At 72.1% G+C, this 21,592-nt stretch carries 21 protein-coding genes; 10 read left to right on the top strand and 11 right to left on the bottom strand.

The genetic code is table 11. The features are described from left to right. Positions 1–144: 144 nt before the first annotated feature. The 10 genes from ACFHWY_RS13725 to ACFHWY_RS13680 all read left to right on the top strand — a co-directional run bounded on the left by ACFHWY_RS13725 (position 145) and on the right by ACFHWY_RS13680 (position 10,942). Positions 145–729: a hypothetical protein gene (locus ACFHWY_RS13725; RefSeq protein WP_416580563.1), complete on the top strand. Its 585-nt coding sequence runs from the start codon at positions 145–147 to the stop codon at positions 727–729. A gap of 194 nt (positions 730–923) precedes the next feature. Next, positions 924–2,021: an AAA family ATPase gene (locus ACFHWY_RS13720; RefSeq protein WP_416580562.1), complete on the top strand. Its 1,098-nt coding sequence runs from the start codon at positions 924–926 to the stop codon at positions 2,019–2,021. 19 nt (positions 2,022–2,040) lie between these two features. After that, positions 2,041–3,639 (top strand): VWA domain-containing protein, encoded by a 1,599-nt coding sequence (locus tag ACFHWY_RS13715; protein ID WP_416580561.1) that lies wholly within the window; start codon positions 2,041–2,043, stop codon positions 3,637–3,639. 170 nt (positions 3,640–3,809) lie between these two features. Beyond that, entirely contained in the window at positions 3,810–4,325 is a 516-nt protein-coding gene (locus ACFHWY_RS13710) for a hypothetical protein (RefSeq protein ID WP_416580560.1), read from the top strand. 254 nt (positions 4,326–4,579) lie between these two features. Further along, on the top strand, positions 4,580–5,755 hold the full coding sequence (locus ACFHWY_RS13705) for an FAD-dependent monooxygenase (protein ID WP_416580559.1): 1,176 nt from the start codon (positions 4,580–4,582) through the stop codon (positions 5,753–5,755). Between the two features lie 25 nt (positions 5,756–5,780). Continuing rightward, a complete protein-coding gene (locus tag ACFHWY_RS13700) occupies positions 5,781–6,212 on the top strand; it encodes a DUF3085 domain-containing protein (RefSeq protein ID WP_416580558.1) in 432 nt (143 codons plus the stop codon). A 147-nt stretch (positions 6,213–6,359) separates the two neighbouring features. After that, positions 6,360–8,462: a hypothetical protein gene (locus ACFHWY_RS13695; RefSeq protein ID WP_416580557.1), complete on the top strand. Its 2,103-nt coding sequence runs from the start codon at positions 6,360–6,362 to the stop codon at positions 8,460–8,462. Positions 8,463–9,160: 698 nt separating this feature from the next. Continuing rightward, positions 9,161–9,757: a hypothetical protein gene (locus tag ACFHWY_RS13690; protein WP_416580556.1), complete on the top strand. Its 597-nt coding sequence runs from the start codon at positions 9,161–9,163 to the stop codon at positions 9,755–9,757. Positions 9,758–10,100: 343 nt separating this feature from the next. Then, on the top strand, positions 10,101–10,487 hold the full coding sequence (locus ACFHWY_RS13685; protein ID WP_416580555.1) for a hypothetical protein: 387 nt from the start codon (positions 10,101–10,103) through the stop codon (positions 10,485–10,487). After that, the gene (locus ACFHWY_RS13680) at positions 10,484–10,942 is read left to right on the top strand and encodes a DUF4262 domain-containing protein (RefSeq protein ID WP_416580554.1); all 459 of its coding nucleotides are present in this window, start codon (positions 10,484–10,486) and stop codon (positions 10,940–10,942) included. The genes ACFHWY_RS13685 and ACFHWY_RS13680 overlap by 4 nt, the downstream gene beginning before the upstream one ends. Positions 10,943–11,344: 402 nt before the next feature. On the opposite strand, the gene ACFHWY_RS13675 is transcribed toward ACFHWY_RS13680, so the two are convergent. The 11 genes from ACFHWY_RS13675 to ACFHWY_RS13625 all read right to left on the bottom strand — a co-directional run bounded on the left by ACFHWY_RS13675 (position 11,345) and on the right by ACFHWY_RS13625 (position 21,554). After that, positions 11,345–12,487 (bottom strand): DUF2637 domain-containing protein, encoded by a 1,143-nt coding sequence (locus ACFHWY_RS13675; RefSeq protein ID WP_416580553.1) that lies wholly within the window; start codon positions 12,485–12,487, stop codon positions 11,345–11,347. After that, positions 12,484–15,582: a BTAD domain-containing putative transcriptional regulator gene (locus tag ACFHWY_RS13670; protein ID WP_416580552.1), complete on the bottom strand. Its 3,099-nt coding sequence runs from the start codon at positions 15,580–15,582 to the stop codon at positions 12,484–12,486. The genes ACFHWY_RS13675 and ACFHWY_RS13670 overlap by 4 nt, the downstream gene beginning before the upstream one ends. Before the next feature lie 35 nt (positions 15,583–15,617). Continuing rightward, entirely contained in the window at positions 15,618–16,061 is a 444-nt protein-coding gene (locus ACFHWY_RS13665; RefSeq protein WP_416580551.1) for a pilus assembly protein TadG-related protein, read from the bottom strand. Further along, entirely contained in the window at positions 16,058–16,435 is a 378-nt protein-coding gene (locus ACFHWY_RS13660; protein ID WP_416580633.1) for a TadE family protein, read from the bottom strand. The genes ACFHWY_RS13665 and ACFHWY_RS13660 overlap by 4 nt, the downstream gene beginning before the upstream one ends. 125 nt (positions 16,436–16,560) lie before the next feature. Further along, entirely contained in the window at positions 16,561–16,917 is a 357-nt protein-coding gene (locus ACFHWY_RS13655) for a TadE/TadG family type IV pilus assembly protein (RefSeq protein WP_416580550.1), read from the bottom strand. 56 nt (positions 16,918–16,973) lie between these two features. Next, the gene (locus tag ACFHWY_RS13650) at positions 16,974–17,180 is read right to left on the bottom strand and encodes a hypothetical protein (RefSeq protein WP_416580549.1); all 207 of its coding nucleotides are present in this window, start codon (positions 17,178–17,180) and stop codon (positions 16,974–16,976) included. Positions 17,181–17,197: 17 nt separating this feature from the next. Then, positions 17,198–18,067 (bottom strand): type II secretion system F family protein, encoded by an 870-nt coding sequence (locus ACFHWY_RS13645; RefSeq protein ID WP_416580548.1) that lies wholly within the window; start codon positions 18,065–18,067, stop codon positions 17,198–17,200. Then, complete coding sequence (locus ACFHWY_RS13640) at positions 18,064–18,909, bottom strand: type II secretion system F family protein (protein WP_416580547.1); 846 nt, start codon at positions 18,907–18,909, stop codon at positions 18,064–18,066. Before ACFHWY_RS13640 ends, ACFHWY_RS13645 begins: the two co-directional genes overlap by 4 nt. Next, the gene (locus ACFHWY_RS13635; RefSeq protein WP_416580546.1) at positions 18,909–20,213 is read right to left on the bottom strand and encodes a CpaF family protein; all 1,305 of its coding nucleotides are present in this window, start codon (positions 20,211–20,213) and stop codon (positions 18,909–18,911) included. Before ACFHWY_RS13635 ends, ACFHWY_RS13640 begins: the two co-directional genes overlap by 1 nt. Then, positions 20,210–20,944, bottom strand: a complete 735-nt coding sequence (locus tag ACFHWY_RS13630; RefSeq protein ID WP_416580545.1) for a hypothetical protein — start codon at positions 20,942–20,944, stop codon at positions 20,210–20,212. The genes ACFHWY_RS13635 and ACFHWY_RS13630 overlap by 4 nt, the downstream gene beginning before the upstream one ends. A gap of 25 nt (positions 20,945–20,969) precedes the next feature. After that, the gene (locus ACFHWY_RS13625; protein WP_416580632.1) at positions 20,970–21,554 is read right to left on the bottom strand and encodes an SAF domain-containing protein; all 585 of its coding nucleotides are present in this window, start codon (positions 21,552–21,554) and stop codon (positions 20,970–20,972) included. Positions 21,555–21,592 lie beyond the last annotated feature (38 nt).

Below are 21,592 nucleotides of genomic sequence, written 5' to 3'. Positions count from 1 at the left end.
GGGCCCGCGAGCCGCACCGCCGGCCATGACCACAGCCGCCGACCACCGTCTGGTGGCGGCCGATGCCACGTGTCCACAGAGCCCACCACATCTTCCGGTGCCCGACCTGTCCACGCATCTCATACATCTCGAAGGAGAAGAAACATGGTGCTCGACCCTCGTACCCGAGGTGCGGTGACCCGCGCCCTCATCGATGTCGAGGCGGCGCACGAACGTCGCGGGTGGGACCTCCGGCCGACGTTGGTAGGCGTGTTCGACCTGCCGCTGTCAGCGCAGCGTCAGGAAGTGCATGTCGACGCGAGTCTGTTCGACCCGAACGTCTGGTACAACCCCGTCCTCGCCCACGGCGACCCGACCCTACCTCCGGGCGTGATCCTGCACAGCCTGGCCGATCTCCTCGCCAACCCGTCCGCGCGACGGCAGCTGCGTGAATGGCTGAACCTCGGCGGTCGGCGCTGCGTCGCCTTCGCTCTGGTCTTCGAAGCGTGGGCCGCTGCGATGCCGCCGGGATACCGCCACGGCGACCTCGCCAAGGCACCACCGGCGGCGCGCATCGAGACCCGCCTCGTCGCCGCCGTCGACATCGACGGGCAACTGCATCAAATCAAGCGGGTTCGCGGCGAGCGGCAGGCCACCGTCGGCGAGCCGTCGCAGCCGCCACCGGGCAGGCCCAGCAGCCGGATCGCGGCCGGCCTCGAACGGCTGATGGATCTCGCCCGCACCCTCTGACGAACCGCTCCACCTGCTGATCCGGCATGGATGAGCAGGCAGCAGTTTCCCCGCCGGATCCGCTGCGGCTTCCGCTCGCCGGTCCTGGCCGCACGTAACCACCCTTCTCCGCAGCGCGCGGACACCGATAGCCCGCGCGCTCCGGCGGAAGGAGTGCGCGGGCTCCTAACCCTCAACGAAGGGGAAGAACCGGCATGCATCCCACGACCGCAGCCGCCGGCAACCGGCGGCCGGGCTACCTGTACCAGAAGGTCGCCACGCACCTCGTCGCGCACCCGGATCAGATCTTCACCGTCGGTGAGCTGAAGAAGGCCCTCGACGTGCCCTCGACCGGGGCGGTGTTCGAGGTGCTGAAAAAGATGGCCGCCGCCGGCTACGCCACCCACCAGACCCGGCCGCACCGCTTCCAGATCACCCAGGCCGGTATCGACGCCGCCGGACAGATGCCGCCGCCCGCCCCGCGCACACCCCGCCAGGGACAACGCGGGGCAGGTCGGCGGCAGCCGGTCACCCGCCCGAACGGGGACCTGTATTTCCCGCGCAAGCTGGCCGGCGCCACCGATGTGGACGTTCTGCAACGGCTGCGCGACAAGCGCATCCCGGTACTGCTCTACGGCCCGCCGGGCACCGGCAAGACCGCCCTGGTCGAGGCCGCCTTCCCAGACTTGCTCACCGTCGCCGGCACCGGCGACACCGTCGTGGAGGACTTCCTCGGCAACTTCATCCCGCTGCCCGACGGCGGCTTCGATTTCGTCTACGGACCTCTCGTCACCGCGATGCGGGAGGGTCGAGCCCTGCTCGTGGACGACGCCACGCTCATCCCGCCGAAGGTCCTTGCCGTGCTCTACCCGGCGATGGACGGCCGCCGCGTAATCACCATCCCCGGCTACCGCAACGAACGCGTCGAAGCCTCCGACGGGTTCTACGTCATCGCCGGACACAACCCCGGCGTGCACGGCGCCATCCTCACCGAGGCATTGGCTTCGCGGTTCGACGTGCACATCGAGGTCACCACCGACTGGGACCTCGCCCGCCACCTCGGCGTCCCCCGCCCCGCCATCGAGGCCGCGATCACACTCAACGCCGACCTCGCCGCCGGACGCGTCAGCTGGGCGCCGCAACTACGCGAGCTGCTCGGCTTCACCCGCGTCCGCAAGACCCTCGGAGCCGCCGCGGCGGTGGCGAACCTCGTCGGCCGGGCCCCGCAGGAGGACCGCGACCACGTACTCGCGGCCCTCAAGCAGCAGTTCGGCCCAGACATCAGCGCCCTGACCCTCGGCAAACAGCGCTAACCCGAAAGGAGATCAGCTCATGCCTCATCCCTCCACCCACCGGCGCGGCGGCTCGGGCACTCCAGCGACCAGCACCCCGGACTGGCGCCCGTGGAGCGACGCCTGGACCCGACACATCCCCGTTCTGACCGACCGCACCGACCTGACCGTCACCGTCGCCCCCGGCGCCGGCGGCGGCGCCCCCGCCTGCTTCTACCCTGCCGTCCACCGCGTCGAGGTCGACGCCACCCACATCGGCGCCCCCGACATCGCCGACCCGTACAAGGCCGGCCACAAACGACTCGTGCCAACCGCCTACGGGCTGCTCGTCCACGAAGCCGCCCACGCCGCCCATAGCCTGTGGACAGCCCCTGCCGGCACGCCCGCGGTCGTCGCCGCCGTCGCCGACCTGCTCGAGGAATCCCGCGCCGAAAAACGGCAACGCGGCAGGCGGCGCGGTGACCGCCGGTGGCTGCGCCACGCCGTCACCACTCTGCTCGACCCCGGCGACACGCCGGTCGACGACGCCTGGCACGCCGCCCACCTCGCCGGCCTGCTCCTCGCGCGCGTCGACGCTCGCATCATCACCGCCAAGGACATCAAGGGCGTCCGCGCCGCCGTCACCGCCGTGCTCGGCCGCACAAAGCTGCGGCAGCTGCGCGACGTGTGGCGCGACGCCCACACCGTTGACGACACCGACGCCACCACGATGATCGACCTGGCGTGGCGGTGGTGCCGCATCCTCGGCATCGATCCCCACCAGCGGTCGGAACCGCCGCGGCCCGACCCCGGCACGTTCGCCGGGCAACTCGCCCAGGCACTGTCCGACTACCTTGCGCACGCCGCCGGCATGACCCCGGCGCAGTACGCCGCTCAGCAAATCCAATCCCGGCACGCCGCCCCCGCGTGGTGGACGCGCCGCGAGGCGACCGACGCCGAGCGCAGCGCCGCCCGCCACCTCGCCGCCAGACTCCGCCGGGCCCGCACCCACACACCCGAACCTGGCACCCGGCCCAGCGCGATACCGCCCGGGCGGCTGCGCACCCGCCACACCATCACCGCCCGAGCGCAGGTCGCCGCCGGCAGCATGCCCACCGCCACCCCCTGGCAGCGCCGCGCCCAACTTCCACCGCCGAAGCCCACCCTGCACCTTGCCGTGCTCGTCGACACCTCCGGCTCGATGCGCTCCTACGCGGCGCCGATGTCCTCGGCAGGGTGGATCCTCGCCCACGCCGCCCACACCAACCAGGCCGCCACCACCATGATCGGTTTTGGCAGCAGCGCCACCCTGCTCGTGCCGCCCCGCCAGCAACCCACATCCGTTCTGGAGATGACCGCCGTCGGGGGCACCACCGCGTTCCTCGGCGCGGTCAAACTCGCCGACCAACTGCTGCGCTTGCGCCAACCCGGCACGTTGCGGATGCTCGCCGTCGTCTCCGACGGCGACCTGCGCGACATCGACGCGGCGCAGCGGCTGATCACGACCCTGGACCAGTCCGGCTGCGCGGTGCTGTGGCTGCGACCCGCCGACCTGACCGGGCACACCTTCGCACACACCAGCACCCTGCTGGTCGCCGATCCGGTCAAGGCGGTCGACGCCATCGCCGACGCCGCCATCACCGCACTCGAACAGGCATAAGCCCGCGCCCGACCACCTTCCGCGGACATCGATGACAACGACATCAGACCGCGCCACGGTAGAGCGCCAGCCGCGAGCGGCCGTACGGAGCCGCGGCCCACCTCACCAGCGCCTACGCCCCCCAACTGACCCACAAGGCCAGCGATCTCGTCACCACGATTGGAGAAGAAGTGCTTACCCCACGACAACAAGCCATCTCGTACTGCCTGCATGGCATGGACCAGCACGCCCACCGCGCCTACCCGTGGCCCGGTCCGACCCTGCTGGCGGTGCTACGGGAAGCCCCGGTTCCCGGGCATCCCGACCCGACCGCCCGTCACGTCAGCGTGGCCACCGCGCCTACGACGGCATCGGACGAGGCGAACACCGACGCCGTCTCGGTACTGCGTCACGCCGCGGCCGAACTACACAGCCCGGTTGTGCAGGCCAACCTCGTCACGGCCACCGGCCCAATCCGCATTCTGGCCTGGGTGTTCATGCACGCCGTCGTCACCGACGCTGTGGACCCGCATCAGACGGTCCGCCACATCGAGGCGGTCGACGCCGACGGCACCGCCTACGTCCTGACTCGTCTCCGTGACCAACCAGAAGGACTCATCGCCGTCGACGAGGCCCCGGAGGCCGGCGCCAGCGAGGTGCTCGACCTGCTGCGCTCGCTGGCACGGATGCTGCATCCCGGTCCCTGAGCGGTCTGGCATCCGCCACACCCCGCCGCGAACCCGCATCAGCACCTGAACGGCCCATCGCGGCGAACCTGTCCCACACATCCGCCCCGTCCCGCCCCTTGAGACGCCTGACCAGGTCGTCCCGTGGGCGCTGACCTGATCTGAACCGCACCACACACGGCCGATGCCCGGCCACCTCGCGCACGACGCGCACCCGCCCGGGCACGGCCGTACGGCCGTGCCCGGGCCTCCCTCCCCATCGGAAGGAAACCCGGATGACACAGCTGTACGCCCCTCCCGCCAGCCCGCCCAGGGTCCTGTCCGCCCGCGCTGCCGGGACGCCACCGCGACCGCGCGTCGCGGTAGTCGGCGGCTCCCTGACCGGTGCCACCACCGCCCTGCTCCTGCTGCACGCCGGCTTCCCAGTCACCCTGTACGAGGCCGCCCCCGCCGCGGCGCCGCGCGGCGGCGGGCTGATCGGCCTGGAACACCCCGCCTTGGACGTCCTCGACCGCCTCGGCATCAGCCAGGACGAGATCGTCGCCCACCCCTCCGAAACGGTCCTGGAGGTCACCCTCCGCTACCGGCAGCCCATCCACATCGCCCGGCACCTGTATCCGGGGCGCAACACCACCTGGTCGCTGCTGCACCGCGCCCTGACCCGCCGCCTACCCGCAGGTGTCCTGCAGACCGGACGGCGCGTCACCGGCCTGACCGAGCACGGCGGGCGCCCTCACCTGGTGTTCGCCGACGACAGCCACGCGGTTGCGGATCTGGTCGTGTTCGCAGACGGCCGGACCTCCACTGGTCGGAGGCTGCTCGACCCCGGGCGGCGGCTGCGCTACGCCGGCTACGTCGCTCACCGCGGACACGCCGCCAGCGCGTTCCCGCAGGTGCGGGGCTTCCTGCGTCTGGAACCCGGACCAGGATGCCAGTACAACGTTGCCCCGGTCCCCGGCGGCCTGGACTGGACGCTGTACCTCACCTGCAGCGCCGATGATTACACCCGCTGTTTCGGGGCCCCACCGCAGCGGCGCACGTTCGCCCTGCCCCACCACGTCTCCGACACCGCCCGCGCGCTGGTCGACACCCGTGCCGCACTCGTTCTGCCCGCACCGCACGCCGAGACCGTGCACACCACCACCACGCGAATGGCCGCGCCGGTGATGGACATCGACCCACCCACCCACATGGCATGGCCCGTCGGCCGCGGCTGGGCGGTCTTGATCGGCGACGCCCTCGCTCCCGTCCGCCCACACACCGGCAGAGGCGCCAACAACGGCATCGAGCAGGCCGCCGACTTCACCACCGCCCTCACCCAGCACCACCGGTGGGGCGCGGACCTGCCCACCGCCCTTGACGGCTGGCAACGCCGCCAACTTCCCGCCGCCGTCACCGCCGTGCGACAAGGACCGCGCCTCGGCGTCCACCTCAGCAACCACCAACCCTGACCAACGCACCCACAGGAGCCCACCGATGGCACTGCACCTGTACTTCCCCCTGCCCGAGACGCTGCGCCTGGCCGAACACGCCGTCGCCGCCAGCGAGCACGTCCCCAGCCTCACCGAGACTGAGTACGGCGCTCCCTGCCCCGGGGCGTTGGAGTGGGTCCACGACGACGGCGTGTACCTCATGTCCAACGGCCTGCCCCGGCTGACCGACCCAGACCGGCCCGGCGCGAACCTCACCGTCTACGCCCACGGCTGGAACCCGCGCCTCGACGGGCACCGCAGCGACCCCGACCTCGGCGGCGACGACTTCCTCGAGCACCTGCACCTCACCGAGAAACCCAGCGCGCTGATCGAGGAACTGCGCGGCGCCCACGCCTTCGGCTACCAGTGGCTGGACCTGGTGGTCGAAACCGGCACCTTTACCCACCGGTTTACCCGCACGCCCCGCCTCGCCTGACCGACCCTGCTGACGGCTCCGCCGTGAGCAGCGGCGGGCCCGTCGACACCTTCACCGACAGCACCACATCGAGCACAACCGTTCTCACATCGCTGATCCGCGACCTACTCCGGTCGCGGATCACTCCATTTCTGCGGAGGAACTTTCGTGTCCGACACCACCCACGCCACCGGCGCCCCCGGTACGACAACGGCCTTACCGAAGGGGACTGCGGCGGACGCCGACAGCCTGGCCTACCCCATCTCACCGGAGTACGTGAAGTCGTGGACGCCCGTGCGGGCGATCTCCGAACTGATCGCCAACGCCCTCGACGAGGACCGCAACGCGGCGGTCAGCTGGGCCGACGGCATCCTGACCATCGCCGACGCCGGCCCCGGCATCCCCGAAGAGGGACTCATCCTCGGCATGTCCCGCAAGACCGACGAGCAGATCGGCCAGTTCGGTGAGGGCAAGAAACTCGCCTGCCTCGTGCTGGCCCGCAGCCCCGAAATCGGCACCGTGCGGTGCGAGACCGTGTCCTACGGATTCGTGCCCACCGTCGAGCGCCGCAAGCTGCTCGGCGGGCTCATCCCCTCACGCACGCAGCAGGGCAGTGAAGTCCTCGTCTACCACTTCCACCCCAACAACCGTACCGGCGGCACCGTGTTCACCATCGAATGCCCCCGCGAACTGGCGCAGGAGGCCATCGGACGGTTCCGCGCCCTGGCCGAGCCCGGCTACCAGCCACCCGCCTCGCCCGGAGTGTGCGTGCGCGACGGCGAACCGGGACGGGTGTGGATCGGCGGTGTGCTGGTCACCCGCATGCCGGGCTTCCTCGCCTCCTACGACCTGTCGCTGGACCACAAGGCGCTGCAGAACCGGGACCGCACCGTCGTGGAAGCCGCCGCGCTGCGCACCGCAGTCCGCGACATCCTCGCCAGCAGCGACGACCCCGCACTCATCGACCTGTTCGCCCAGCACGTCCTCAACGGCGGAAAACTCCGCGAACAGGAACAGTTCTTCACCGCAGTGAATCTGCCCCGTCCCCGCGCCGCATGGCGGGCATGGGGACGCGCCAACCTACCCGAGCAGACCTACTACACGGTGTCTGGCGGAGAGGAGGCGGCACTGGACCTGAAGGACAACGGCTACACCGAGTTGCTCACCACCGGCCTGGCCGGCCACCAGCAGGCCGCCGTGATGGGTCTGCTCGGCGTGGAGATGGCCAGGGCCCGCCAACAGCGCCACTACGCCCGTAACCGCAACCGCACCAGCTGGGTCACACTGAAAGCGTTGACCGACGCCGAACGCGAGGTGCTGCGCGAGAGCTGCGAACTGGTGCGCCGCGCGATCGGCCCGTTCGCCCTCGACCGGGTGAAGGTGTACGACCACAGCGACGAGTCACCGTGCGCCGAGGGCTTCTACCGGCCGCTGACCGGAGACGTGGCCATCCACCGCGACGCGCTCACCGACCGACACCGCACCCGGCTGGTGCTGCTCCACGAGGCCGCGCACCGCGTCGCGCACCGCGGCGGTGGCCACTGGACACCCGTGCAGGACTACTACGACCGTAGCCGCGGCTTCGAACAGATGCTCTCGGACTTCGCCGCCCGCCTGCTCGGCCAGCTCGCCGACGGCAACGGCCTACCACCCCTCGACACCGAACCCGCAAGCACTGATGGCCAGGACGCCGCCTCGACGGCGAATACGCCGCGCAAACGGGGCCGCCACTGGCGAGCCGACGACCCGAGCGTGCCCGCCGTCCGCCGCGAGCTGGCCCACCTGCTCCTCGACCAACTCCCGCACGCTATCGCCGCCGGTGGTTTCCGCGACGCGAAAGACCTAGTCGCCTCCACCGCCGTCTATCCCGGCTACTGGCGGCTGCTGACAAACCCCCGCCCCGTCGGCTACCGCCCGATCCGCGGTGACCAGGCCGGCGACTACGACAACGTCGCCCTGCTCGCCGAAGCCGCCGGACTACACGCCCCCGTGGTGTGGCTGGGCTACCACCTGTGCGAAGGCCCCATCCGCGGACGCCGCCGCGAAACCTGGGGTCGGCCTGGGCCTTGGACCGCCAAGACCCGCGCCGCCATCACACGAGCCTGCACCGACCTGATGGATATCGGCGGTGTCTACGCCGAGCAGATCCCCACGCTGCAGGCTCTCGCCGACGGAAAAACCCCCGCCCCGCTCGACGACCACACGTGGCACCAGCCCGCCCGCACGCTCCTGGCCGCCGAACGCCGCCGCCTCAACCTCACCACCTCCTGACCCAACCCGGCAGTCGAGCGTGCTGAAACCGGCCCACCCATCGAGAGCCGCAACTGGCCGGCAAGCCGCACTTCCGCCAACTAGCTCGCCCAGTTCCCCAACTACCGGCCCAGCCGCAGCGGCGGCGTCGCACAGGGCGGTACGCCCATCACCGGCGACGACTTGATCAATGCGCAGAGTCGAGCGTCACTGCACCTAGGCCGTCATCCCCCTGCGGCATACCCGACCGCGCCAGCCCATGCCGCTGGCCGCAGGGAGGTGGCGGCCCCATAACGACTGACCCTCAACCGAAGGGACATCAACCCATGGTTTCGCCACATCGGCGCGCCGTACCGCGCGCGGTCACCGACGTCCTGCTGTGGCTGCTCGCCAGCGATGTCGCCGCTGTCCACCACCCTCACCCGCACCAGCCTGACCGTTGCGCGAACCTGCGCTGCACGGGTCAGGAATACCCCTGCCCGCCAGCGCGCGACGCCCACCGCGCCCAGCAGGCCGCCACCCGCTCACAGCGTGCGCGGGGCCGCGCACACGTGACATCGCCCGTGCAACGGGCCAGTAGTTGGTTCCGTCCAACCCGACCCCAACCCCTCGCCGCCTGAGCCCGCCGACGCAACCTGACCGCCCTCACATCGCCACATCCACGGGCGGCGGCCACGCCGCGACGAGCAATGCCGCAGTAGACAAGGAAGAGCGACACCATGCTGGACACCGACTACCCCTTCGACCCGGGCAACCGCGCCTATCAGCGGTTCCTCGCCCTCGCCGGCGAACATTTTGAAGTCGTCGGCTGGGACAACGCCACCTCCGGTCGACCCGCCATGCTTACCCTCATCGACATCGGCAGCCGCGACGCCTTCAGCCTCGCCCTGCTCGACACCGCTGAAGACCGTCAACCCCACGCACTGCTCGCCGTCACCACTGACGCGACACTGTCCCTGCATGGCCCGCTCGCCGGTCGCGCCACCGCCTCCGACTACGCACCTCACCTCGCCATGCACAACGCCGACATCGCCGCCACCACACCGGCCGCACTGCACCACCCCGACACCACCACAATCGACGCCAGCGAGTGGCTGACCATCCCGCCCGACATTGCGGCAGCCGTCCATACCCGAATGCCCGACACGAGCGGCGTGGGCCTGGTGCCGCTTGACCGCGACGGCGCTCAGTTGGCTGTCGTCGGCCCTTTCCCCAGCCCCGACGACGCGCAGGCGTGGCAACCCGACACAGACGGATGGCCGCCCGTCGACCGCCTCACCGTCGCCCTACACCCACCTACTCCCAAGACGGACTGACCACACCGCCAGCCTCGAGATTGACCGTCTTCTTCCCATCGCGCCGGCCCGACCTGTCCGGGCCGGCGCTCTTCGTCGTCAGTCACCAGCCGCCACGACGAAACCCTTCCCGTTTGAATGCTGCCCTCAGCGCGCAGGGCACAACCGTGGCGGTGCCCTACCAGGCGGCGGGCCCACGCGGGGACCAGCGCGCCGCCAGCCAGCACCTCCACCAGTGCGATGCCCACATCCGCGCGGACCGGCTGGCTCATCTGCCCGCCGGACCCGCCCGCGCGATCGGCATCACCCCTGGGAGACCGCAGCCAACTGCGGTGTCACCTGCACATCAGTAGGAGAAGCAATCATGGAACCTGCGCCCAACGACCGCGCCCTTGGCAGTGGGGACGGCCACGCTGAACTGAGCGTCGGCGATCCGGTCCTCGGCAAGTCGAGGCTGCTGTCGCGACAGTGCGACACCTGCATCTTCGCCCCCGGCAACCGGATGCACCTCGAGCCAGGGCAACTGCGCGCCCTCGTCGCCGTCGCCCGCGAACAGGAGCGCTACATCATCTGCCATGACACTTTGCCGCATTACCTGTATCCGCAGGCGAAGCCCGCGATCTGCCGCGGTTTCGCCGACCGCTACCGCACCCAGGCGCTGGAGCTGATCGAGCGGCTCTGGGGCTTCGTCGAAGTCGATCCACCCTCCCTGACCGAGCGTCACGACAACGCGGAAGGACCTGGCCAGTGACCGGCATCGAGGAGTTTCTGCGCCGCCAGAGCGAGATCATTGACCGGGTCGGCTGGGCGGTGACGGCCGTGCACCCCTGCGCGGACGACACCGACCACCACGCCCCGTTCGCCCACACCGTCGGGCTCACCGCCCACGACCATCCCGAGCTGCTGATCGCTGGACTCGATCCCGCCATCTCACAGCACCTGCTCAACGACCTCGCCGCCCGCGTCTACGACCGAGCCGAGCGCTTCACCCATGGTCAACGCATCGGCGACCTGATCGCTGGCTACGACGCGGTCGTCATCGACGGCACTCCCACCGAACAGCTGCACCCCGGCGCAGCGATCGCCCGATACGGCCAGCAGGTTCGTGTGCAGCAGATCGTGTGGCCCGACCCGGAGGGCCGCTTCCCCTGGGACGCCGACTACGCCTACCCGCCGGCGGCGCAGCCGACACTGAGACGCCCCTAACGTTCCCGGCACCGGAAGGAGCCCGCAGACTCACGGATACTCGGTCAGGCAGCTGTTGCCTCGTGGCCGTACGGGGCGCAGCGCAGCACTGGTCACCCTGCGGGCGCCCATGTGAAGTGGGCGCCCGCAGGGCGGCCTCGGGATTTCGGTGAGCTGATGTCGGTGTACGGCTTTCAGTGCCGAGCCAGGTACGCCAGAACGGGCCGTACCTACCTCTGCATTCGGAGCTGTACGCCGACAGCTGGAGGGGATGGCCCTGCGCAGCTCACCGTCGTACCGGCCGCCTCCTTGCGCTCGCGGTGTGCCGGTTGAACCGGTCCGCCGCCCCGGAAAGCGGGAAATCGGTCCTTTTGTCGTGGGGGGTGTCCGCTCGTATCACTGGCTGACCGGGCCGGGTAAGGATCAGCGTCGCCGCTTGCCGGTGGGATGACCGTTGGTGCGTGCGGTGCGGGTCCCTGCTCGTGGCTGCCAGTGGCGGCGCACAGTCCGTTCTGATCTGCCGATCCGTGCGGCGACTTCGCCTGGCTGCAGCGTGGGGTCACGGCGCCGCCAGTACGCCACGGCTGCGGCGGTATCGGCCAACCAGGTGTCGCCGCCGCTCGGTGGACCTTCCTCATGCCGGTCACCGCTCTTGGCGCTCTCGGGCGACGGTGCGCCCAGGGCGGTGTCTGCGTCCGTTGGCTGCGGTGCGATCTCGGCGGACGGTGGCTGGCTGCCTGGTGTCGCGGCAGCGGGGCCTGCGTTCCTCGAAAGCGGTCCGGCCGGCTTTCCGGCGGCAGGGATGGTGACGGGGTCGGGCGGTGTCTGTGCGGCGTCGAGGTCCGGCTGCAATGTGTCGCCGTCGCCCTCGCCGTTGGCGCTCGGTGGCCTGGTTGCGGCGGTGGGTTGCGGCGTCACGGCCGGGGCCTGGGTGGGTGCCGCCGGCGCGGCGGTGCGCTCGGCGCTCGCGAGCGGATGTGGTTCGGCGTGGCTCGCGGCAGTCTCTGCCTTGTCTGACTGGCCGGCGTGTTCGGAGGCTGGTGGCGGAGTCACGGGGGCGGGAGCTGGGGTGTGGCGGTGTTCGGTGGTGGCGGTGGCTGCTGCTTTCGGTGACGTGGCGCGGATTCGGGCGCTGATTTCGACGAGGCTGACGCTGGCGACGATGACGAGGCCGTCGACGGAGATGGGCAGCAGGTAGGCGGCGCCGTAGCCGGTTTCGCCGTAGCGGACGGCGACGCCGACGAGGTGCCAGTAGGACACCCAGGCGGCGATGGCGGCGATGACGGCGGCGGCGGTGACGCGGATTGCGCCGAGGTGCCAGCGGTGGTGGGGGACGCGGGAGATCAGTTCGACGGTGAGCAGCAGCGCCAGGGGTGGCCAGGCGGCGATGATCTGGCTGATCGGGTTCGGTCGGGCGTGTAGGACGTTCGCGGCTACCGACGCGGCGACACCCAGCGCGAGGGTGGCCCGTACCGCCCACCGCAGCCTGCGCAGTTGCTTGTCACCGCCGCTGCCGGCGGCGATTGGTGTTTCCGGGCCGCTGGCCGGACGAGTCGCGTTGCTCATGTCGGGGGCTGGCTGTCGGAGGGGCGTGGGCCGGGCCGGGAAAGGATTTCGGCGATGAGCCGGTCGGCGAGGGTGAGCGTGTCGTCGGTGGGCTCGGTGTCGATTTCGCCGAGTCGTTGGGTCAGGGTGCGGCGTAGCGCGCGGATGGCGTCGAGGTCACCGAGTGCGGCGTGGGCGCGCATTGCCTGCTGGTACAGCTGTTCGTTGTAGGGGTGGTAGGGCAGTGCGGTGTCGCAGACGGCGGCCTGCTGGTCGGGCTGGTCGGCGAGTTCCTCGATGAGCGCGGTGACGGCGTCGAGGGCTTCGCGTTGCACGGCGTGCCGGTGGGGTTCGAGCCATTCGTAGTCGTAGCCTTCGGCGAGTGGCCGGTAGGTGTCGACGGCGCGGCGCAGGGCCTGCACCCGGTCGGTTCGGCTGCCGGTGGCGCGCAGCGCGGCGCGTAGGCGCCACAGGTCGATGTCGAAGCGTTCGGGGTTGAGCTGGTAGCGGTGCTGCGGGCGGGTGAGGTAGGTGCCGGGCCCGGCGTGGTGGCGCAGGACGGCGCGTAGGTCGGAGACGTAGGTGTGCAGCCGGTGTGTGGCTTTGCTTCTGGGGGCGTCGGGTAGCAGGTCTTCGAGGATCGCGTCGGCGGCGGCGTCGCCGTCGCACACGGCCAGGTAGACGAGGAGTTCCATTGACTTGGCGCGCAGCGCGCGCGGGTGACTGGCACCGAGGATGGCCGGCGGGCCGAGCACCGTCACCTCGACGCGCCCGCGGGGTGCCACGTTTGCCGGGTCGGTGTCAGTGGTGTCATCGTGACTCGGTCCGGGCGGGAGCACATTGTCGGAAACGGTGTGGGCGTCGCCGATGGCTCTCTGGTCAGGAGCCCTGGATTCCGGGCTGTCCTCGGCGACGGGCTGCTGAGCGGTTGGCGCTTTGGCCCCATCTGTGGGCGGTTGCGGGGCCGCGTTCTCGCCGGGGTCGGCGGGCGTTTGGTCGGTGCTGGTGCCCGCCGTGTCTGTCGCGTCTGCGGGTGCGGGCGGACTGGTGTCGGCTACGGGCGTCGCGGGCTCGGGTGCTGTTTCGACGGGTGGGGGCGCGGGGAGTTGGCCGGTGTGGGATTCCGCGAGGGTCGCGAGCAGGTCGGCGGTTTCGGTGGGGTCGAGGACGGTGAGGCGGCCGACGTCGGCGGGATGGGGTCCGTGGCGGGCGTCGCTGTCGGCGCGGGTGACGGTGCCGTCGGCGGCGACGACGGCGGTATCGCCGTCGGGCCAGGCGCCGAGCAGCACGCCGTGGATGTCTAGGCGTTGGCCTTGGGCGAGCAGGGCCGCGACGCGGGCGCGTTCGTGGCGTTCGGTGGCGTCGGCGAGCAGCATCACCGGGGGCAGGGGCTCCTCAAAAGGGTCGGCGGCGCGTAGTTCGGCGACGGTGTCGACCTCGTGCTGGTACACCAGCCGGGTGCGGTGCATGGTCTGTTCTTCGAGGACTTCCAGGGCGTCGTCGAGATCGGCAGTCACGGTTAGCCTCGGGGTGTGGGGCAGGTTGACGGCGGCGGCGCCCAGCAGGGTGGCCGCGGTGGTCGCCGGGATGACCACGCGGTTGCGGGCGTCGGGGTGATCGCCGCCGCCGGCGGCGAGGGCGGCGGTCAGGAAGCCGCGGGCGGCGGCCTCCGCGCCGGGCCCGGACAGGCCCAGGCCCGCCGGAGGCCACGCCGCCGACAGAGGATGGGCGAGGGCCGGCGCCACCGGCTCGCCGCTGCCGGGGGCGTCGTCACCAGCGGCGGCGGCCGGCGCGGAGTGAGCATCATCGTCGGCTTGGGGCTGGTGAGGGACGGCGTGGTCGCCAGGAGGCGACTGTCCGCCATCGTTGTCCCACCGGGGTTGTGGGCTGAGCGGCAGTGCGTCGGTGGTGGTAGCCGGGCCGCGCAGGCCGCGGCGGATCTGCCGGACCACGCGGGGCATGGGCGCCAGATCCGGGTCGGTCGCCTGCCGCTGGGCGGGCGGGTTGCGCGGGCGGTAGCGGCGCTGTCGGTGTGCCCATACGAGCGCCACCGCGACGGCGATCGCCAGCGCCAGTCCGGCATCGATCCAGCTGCCGGTCGGCAGCGGCACGCCGTGGCCGGAGCGGGAGGGACGGCTGTTGTCGGTCGGGTCGGGGTTGACGGCGGTGGCCTCGCCGCCAGGGGCCGGGGTAGTGCTCGTGGGTGTCGGCGTGGTGGTGGGCGCGCTTGGCGCGGGAGCCTGTGGTGCGGTGGTCGCCGCCGGATCGTCGGTCGGTGCAACGTCGAGCGTGGGCGCCGGTGTGGGAGTGTGCGACGGGGCAGCGGCAGGAGCGGGGGCTGGGGGTCGTTGGCGCTGTCCGGGGGGTGCGGTGGCGTCGGCGGGCAGGTCGAGTGTCCAGCCGGGGTAGATGACGTTCGGGTTGCGCAGGGTGCCGCCGACGTCGGCGAAGTGGGTGCCCCGGTTGAGGGCGAAGATCTCCGGCCAGCGGTTGGCGTCGCCGAGCCACTGCTCGGCGATCTTCGACAGGGTGTCGCCGCGCTTGACGGTGTGGGTGTACTCGCGGCCGTTCGCGACGAGGGTGACATCGCCGTGGTCCAGTGTCCGCTCCGGCGCCGCGGCTGCTGGCATGACCTGTGTGCTGGCGGTGACGGGGCCAGGCGCGCCGTGCGCGACAGTCGCCGTGGCCGCGGCGACGCCGAAGGCGTTCGGGTGGGCGTGCGCAGGGGCGGCCAGGGGTGGGGTGGCGGCTTGCGCGGCGGTGGCCAGGACCCCGCCGGTGACGGCGGCGACGAGCAGGGCGGCGAGGCCACGACCGGGGGTGAGGACCCGAGGTTGGGGCAGGCGCTGGCCGGTGAGAGCGGCGGCGAACTCGGCGAGCACTGACCAGGCGAAAGATGCCCAGGCGCACCACAGCAGCGCGGTGAGGATCGTGCCGATCATCTCGTCGCTCATCGGGCTGGTCAGCGCGGTGGTGAGGGTGTGCCAGGTGGGTGGTTGGTCAGGCAGCGGCGCGTCGAGGTAGCGCAGCAGCGCGTACGGCGGGCCGGCGAGCAGCAGCGCCAGGGCCGCGCCGCCGGCGGCGCGGCGGGCGGCCTTGGTCAGCGTCGCGATCACGGTGGCAACTCCCGGGCGTAGGCGAGGTCTTGGCGTCAGGTGGCGGTGGTCAGGCCGGTGGCGGGCGTGGCCGTGGCGGTGGCGGACACCAGGATCTCGGTGATGCCGACGAGGTGCAGCAGCCGCGTCTGGTGGCCGGTGATGACAGTGACGGTGACCTGCTCGGTGGTGGCCGACACGGTGCCGGGCTGACCGGCTTGGGCGAGGAAGGTCCGGGCGGCGGTGGTCGCGGCGGCAGGGTCGAGCTGCGTCGCGCCGGTGGTGCGGTGCAGGTCTAGGTCGATTTCGCGGGCTCCGGCGCGGGCGGCGGCCTGGGCGGTGTCGTACGCGGACACCTTGGTGGCCATGGCCATGCCCTGGTCGAACACGAGCCCGGCGAGAATGAGCACGATCAGCGTCCCCACCACTGTCCACGGGGTGATCTGCCCTCGATCATCGCGACGCGCCCGGGATGCCCAGGCGGTGAGGCGGGCGCTCACGGCTGGCTCCGGAACGCGTCCAGGGGCTGGCGGGAGGTGCTGGTAATGGTGACCGCGCCGGGCAGGCCCAGCCCGTAGAGGTCTTCGAGCCGGACGCTGCAGGTGACTGTGGCGCTGACCTGCCCGCCGGGAAGAAAGGTGCCGGGGTCGACGGTGACTGTGGACGGCTGGCAGGTGACACCGCGTCCGGTGAGCGTGAACGAGGCCGCGTCGCCGCCGGCGCTGTGCGCCTCGGCGGGTGTGCGGGCCACGGATGCCTGCCGGGCCGCGGCTGCGGCGGCTGAGCGCACGTCGATGGCGGCGGATGCCAGCCGTGCGCAGGCTACGACGGCGAGGATGGCCAGGACCATCAGCGGGACGTAGCCGAGGGCCATCTCGACGCTGACCGACCCTCGATCCGCTAGCGGGCCGGCGCGCCGTCGAGGGCCCGAGCCGGTATAACCGTTAAGGTTTCGCCTGGTCATCAGGCTGCTCCTTCCGATGGCGGACGTGGTGGGTGTTAGTCGGTGTCGGGTCGGAACCGCTCGACGGGCGCGTTGGCCTGGGTGCTGACGGGCAGGCGCAGCCACGGCAGGACGGCGGGGGCGCGGCCGGACACGGCTACGGTGGCGGTGTCGGCGGTGCGGCTCACGGACACCCGGGGGTCGGTGACGATACGGCCGGCGACCTGTTCGAGCACGGCGGTGGCGTCGGCGTGGCCGGCGGCGGCGGTTCCGCCGGAGACTCTGGTGGTCTGCAGGGCGTGGTTGGCGGCGTGCTGGACGCCGAGCTGCGCCAGCGCCCACAGCGCCAGTTGCACGCCGATGAGCACGAGCAGGAACAGCAGTGGGGCGTAGAGCACCACCTCGGTGCTCACCGACCCGCGGTCCCCGCGGCGCCGGTGCCGCCCGCGGCCCCTGGGTCGGGGGGCTGTCACAGACTGATCCCGTTGATCTTGTCGAGGATCTTGGAGCGGAAGATGCCGTAGACGGCCAGGACGAGGGTGACCAGCAAGGCGATCCACATGACCTTCTCGGTGGTCTCGCTGCCCCGGTCGCCGCTGTCACGCAGCCTGCGCATCCGGTCGGTCATGGTCAGGTGCAGCATGGTCAGCAGGGCGAGCAGTCTGCTCACACGCACGGTCGGCCTCCTTCGCTTTAGAACGTGTCGACGGCGGTGATCGCCGGGTAAAGGAGGAACAGCATGTAGGCGGCGGCCAGGAGCATGACCGGCATCGACATGCGTTCGGTGGCGGCGTTGGCGCGGGCTTCGAGGGCGGCGGCCTGGTGGGCGCGCAGGGTGGCGGCGCGGATGGTCAGGGAGTCGCGGATGCGGGCGCCTTCGGTGCCGGCGAGGCTCATCGTCGCAGCCAGCTCCTGCAGTTCGACGACGCCGGTGTCCTCGCCGAGCTGCCCTAATGCCTGCCAGGGTGGGACGCGCAGCAATCGGGCGGTGTCCACCGCGCGGCGCAGCCGCTGGGCGGCCCAGCCGTGGCTGTCGGCGCAGGCGTCATCGAGGGCCTGTTCGAGGCCGGCGCCGCCGGCGAGGGAGATGACCACGAGGTCGAGGACAGCGGACAGGGCGTAGCGCAGCTCGTCGCGGCGCCGCCCGGCTTCGGCGTGCACGGTGGACTCGGCCAGCCACCAGCCGCCGGCCGCGCCGGCCAGCGACGCCCACACCGGCATGCCGGCGGCGAAGGTAACTCCACCGGCGGTGAGCACGGCCATCGCCAGCGGCGGTAGGACCAGCCCGGCGAGGACGGCGAGGGTCTGGTCGGCCAGATGCAGCGCGACGGGGCGTTCGAGCACGGCCAGGTCGGCGCACATCCGCCGCCGGGGCAGACCAACAGCGCGCAGCGGCGCGGCCAGCAGCCGCACCCGGGCCGGCGTCGGCGCCTCGGGCGCCGCCGGTGCGCGGCGCAGCGCGTCAAGGGCCTGGCCGAGAGTGGGCCGGGCCGGCGCCAGGCCGGAGGCGGCCAGCAGCAGGCCGAGTCCGGCGACGAGCCCGCACGCGAGGACCACGCTCATGCCGCCCTCCCCAGATCGGCCAGCACCCTCGGGGGCTCGGGGACGCGGGAGGCGCGGGCCAGCCACCAGAACCCGCCGGCGAACACCGCACCGACGACGAGCAGCACGAGCTGTCCGACGACACTTTGGTAGGGGGTGAGGAACCCACGGTTGAGCACGATCAGCCCGGCGACCATCGCCACCGACGTGCCGGTGATCACCCTGGCGGCGGTGCGTGTCGCGGCCCGCTTCGTCGCCACCCGCATCCGGATCCCGGCCAGTTCCCGGGCGGTGGCGGCGAGGCTGGCCAGGCACTCGGACAGCTGCCCGCCGTGGTAGCCGGCGGCCTGGGTCAGCGCCCGCACCACGAGGTCGGCGGTCGGGTCGGCGAGGTCGGTGGCGAACGCCCGCAGCGCGTCGGGCAGCCGCGCCCCGCCCCGCACCGTGGCGGCCAACGCCTGAACCTGGGGGCGGATCGGCTGCGGGGTGACCGGGGCAGTGGCGGTGATCGCCTGCTCCAACCCGGCCGCCGACGACAGGGTGTCGCGCAGCAGCTCCGCCCAGGTCGCGACCGCCTCAATCCGGGCGATGGCGCGCTGGTGCTCGCGGTCGGGGCCCAGCACACGGGGCAGCGCCCACACCGCGGCGGCGGCCAGCAGCGCCGCGACCGGCCAGCGGGTCACCGCCGCCGCCCCGAGGCCAGCCGCGACCGCAGCCAGCAGGCGGTGGCGGTCGGCGCTCGTCCACGCGCGCCGTCGTCGGGCTGGCGCGGCGCCGGGTGGGCGTCGGCGCAGCCCGTCGACGACCAGGAGAAGGCCGGCGGCGCAGCCCAGGCCCAGCACGATCGGCAGCAGGCTCACCATCACCACTGGTCCCGGGCGAGCGCGCCAGGATCGAGACCGGCCGCAGTGAGCTCACTGAACGTGTCCGCGCGCATCGGTGCGGCCAGGACAGCGCGACGGTCGTGGCCGGGCCGGTAGATCTCGTTGGAGGGCACCTGCGTGCCGTCGGTCTCCAGGACCTGCCGCACCGACGACAGGACGCGGGTGCCGTCGGTGGCTACATCGAGGTGCAGGACGAAGTCGACGGCCTGGCCGATGAGCACGTTCGCCGCGTCGAAGGTCAGTTTCTCCGGCGCCTGCATCACGTACATCGCCAGCCGGGTCAGCGCCTGCTTGCTGGAGGAGGCGTGCAGCGTGCACATCGACCCGTCGTTGCCCTGCGACATGGCCAGGAGCATGGGAACGGCCTCAGCCCCGCGGGACTCACCGACGATGACCCGGTCGGGGCGCATCCGCAGCCCCCACTTGACCATGGTCGCCATGTCAATGCCCCCGACGCCTTCCAAGTTTGGTTCGCGCTGCTGCAGCGCAGTGGTGTTCGGGTGGGCGTCGGTGTCCTCGTCAAGGCCGAGTTCGAAGGCGTCCTCGACGGTGACGATCCGCTCGTGCGGGCCGATCGCACCTGCGGCGGCGCGCAACAGGGTGGTCTTGCCGGCGCCGGTGCCCCCGCAGATCACCAGGTTCTTCTTCGCGCGCACCATCGCTGTAATCAGCTCCCGCAACCCAGATGTGAGCTCGCCGCGGCGAACGAGGTCATCGAGGGTGACCCGGTGCAGCACGTTGCGGCGGATCGACACCGAGGGACGCTTGGCCACGGCCATCACCGCGAACAGCCGCTGCCCGCCCGGCAACCGCAACGACAGGCCGGGGGAACCGCGATCGAAGCGCCGCTCCTCCTGGCCGCTGCGCGCCGCGGCGACCCGCACCAGGTCGACCAGGTCCTCATCCGACGCGGCGACCGGCGGCATCCGCAGCGTCCGCCCACCGGTGGTGCGGACCCACACGTTGTCGCAGCCGTTGGCGAAGATGTCCTCCACCTGCGGATCGTCGATCAGCCGCTGCAAGCCACCCAGGCCGGTGAAGCTGTCGCGCAACGCCCGCGCCAGCGCGGCCTCGGCCTGCGGGCTCAACGGGTGACGGCCCGCGCTGATGGTGTCGCGGGCGTGCGCCAGCAGTTCCTCGGCGATGTAGTCGGCGATCACCGCCTGCCGCTGGGCGTCGGGCAGCTGCGCGCCGTGCCCGGCGAGCCGGTCGCTGACGCGGGCGCGTAGGCGCGCCACCAGTTCCGGGGCCACGACGGCGACCTCGCGCGCGGGGGCGGTCATCGGACGACCTCCAGCGCGGCCCGGGTCGGCTGCGGCTGGGCCGCGAGGGTGGCGGCCAAGGCGCGCAGCGCCTGCGCCAGCCGGGTGCGCGTCCACGCCGGACCGCTCAACCGCCCGGACAGCACGGCCGCGCCCCACCTGTCGGCGGGCAGGTGCGCCCACACCGGCACGCCGAGGCGCTTGCTGATTTCCTGCGGCTCGTAGGAGCACTTCCCGGCGACGGCCACACCGACCCGCGTCGTGCTCATGCTTCCCCGCAAACCCGTCAGCCGGGTGTCGACGTGATCGAGGTACTCGGTGTTCCCAGACGTCACGATCAGCAGCGCGTCCACCCGCCGCAACAGGCCGTGCGCCGGACTGCCGGGGTAGAGCCGACCGGCGTCGAGCAGCACGACCGGCGCCAACCCGGCGAGGGCCTCCGGCTGGCCGGCGAGCACCGACACCGCCCCCGCGGCGGTCTCGGCCGCGCCCGGCCCCACGACCGCATGAACCCCCAACGGCAGCGGCTGCACGAACCGCGCCGGCCCACCCGCCGGCAGGCCATGGCGGGCAGCCGCCGCCAACGCGGCCAAGCCCGGCTCCTGCCGCACCCCGAACCGCGCGGCGACGACCCCACCGCACGGGTCGGCCTCCACCAGCAAGCCGGGCTTGTTCGGCCACAGCGCGGCCACGCCCAGGGCAGCAGTCGACACGCCCGGAGCGCCGGACACCGACGTAACCATCACCAACATCACGCGAACCCTCCCCGTCCGTCTCTCACTGGCCTGACCCCAGTTGCACCAGCGCCACGTCCCCCGGCGCCGAGGCCACCGCCTCCGCCTCCTGGGCGGCCATCAGCAGCGTCACCACCGCAGCGCCGGCCTGATCCGCGCCAGCGATCGACACCACGCTTGCGACCGCCCGCCGCGTCCCCGCCGCCTGCCCAGCCGGCGGGCTTCCACCGGCCTGGTCGGCACCGGCTGCCGGAGCCACAAGCACCACGACCCGCGCGCCCGCGGACAAGCCGGCCGGAGCGCGGCCCGCCTTGACCGCCACGGCGATCACCGCCTGCCCGACCGGCGGCCACGCCAGCGGCCCCACCTGCGACGACACCACCAAGCTGTCGACAGCGAGCGGCACCGCCGCCGTGCGTCCCACCACCTCGTCGCGGCGATCCGCGCCGACCAGCGCCAGGCCCGACGGGTTCGCCACCCGCACCACCCGCACGTCCGCATCGCCGATCACCGCCCCCGCAGGCACCGGCCGCGTCACCGCGAGGAACCGCTGCTCGGCATGCCGGCGCAGGTCGATCTGCCAGAACGTCACCACCGTCGCGAGCACCAGCAGCACCCCGGCAGCCACCCGACGAGCACTGCGTCGCCACGCCCGCGGCGACGCCG

The sequence above is a fragment of the Micromonospora sp. LOL_024 genome (genome assembly GCF_048060415.1).
GTDB lineage: Bacteria > Actinomycetota > Actinomycetes > Mycobacteriales > Micromonosporaceae > Micromonospora.
Note: the sequence above shows the minus strand (reverse complement) of the source record. Positions and strands in the feature narration are given on the sequence as shown.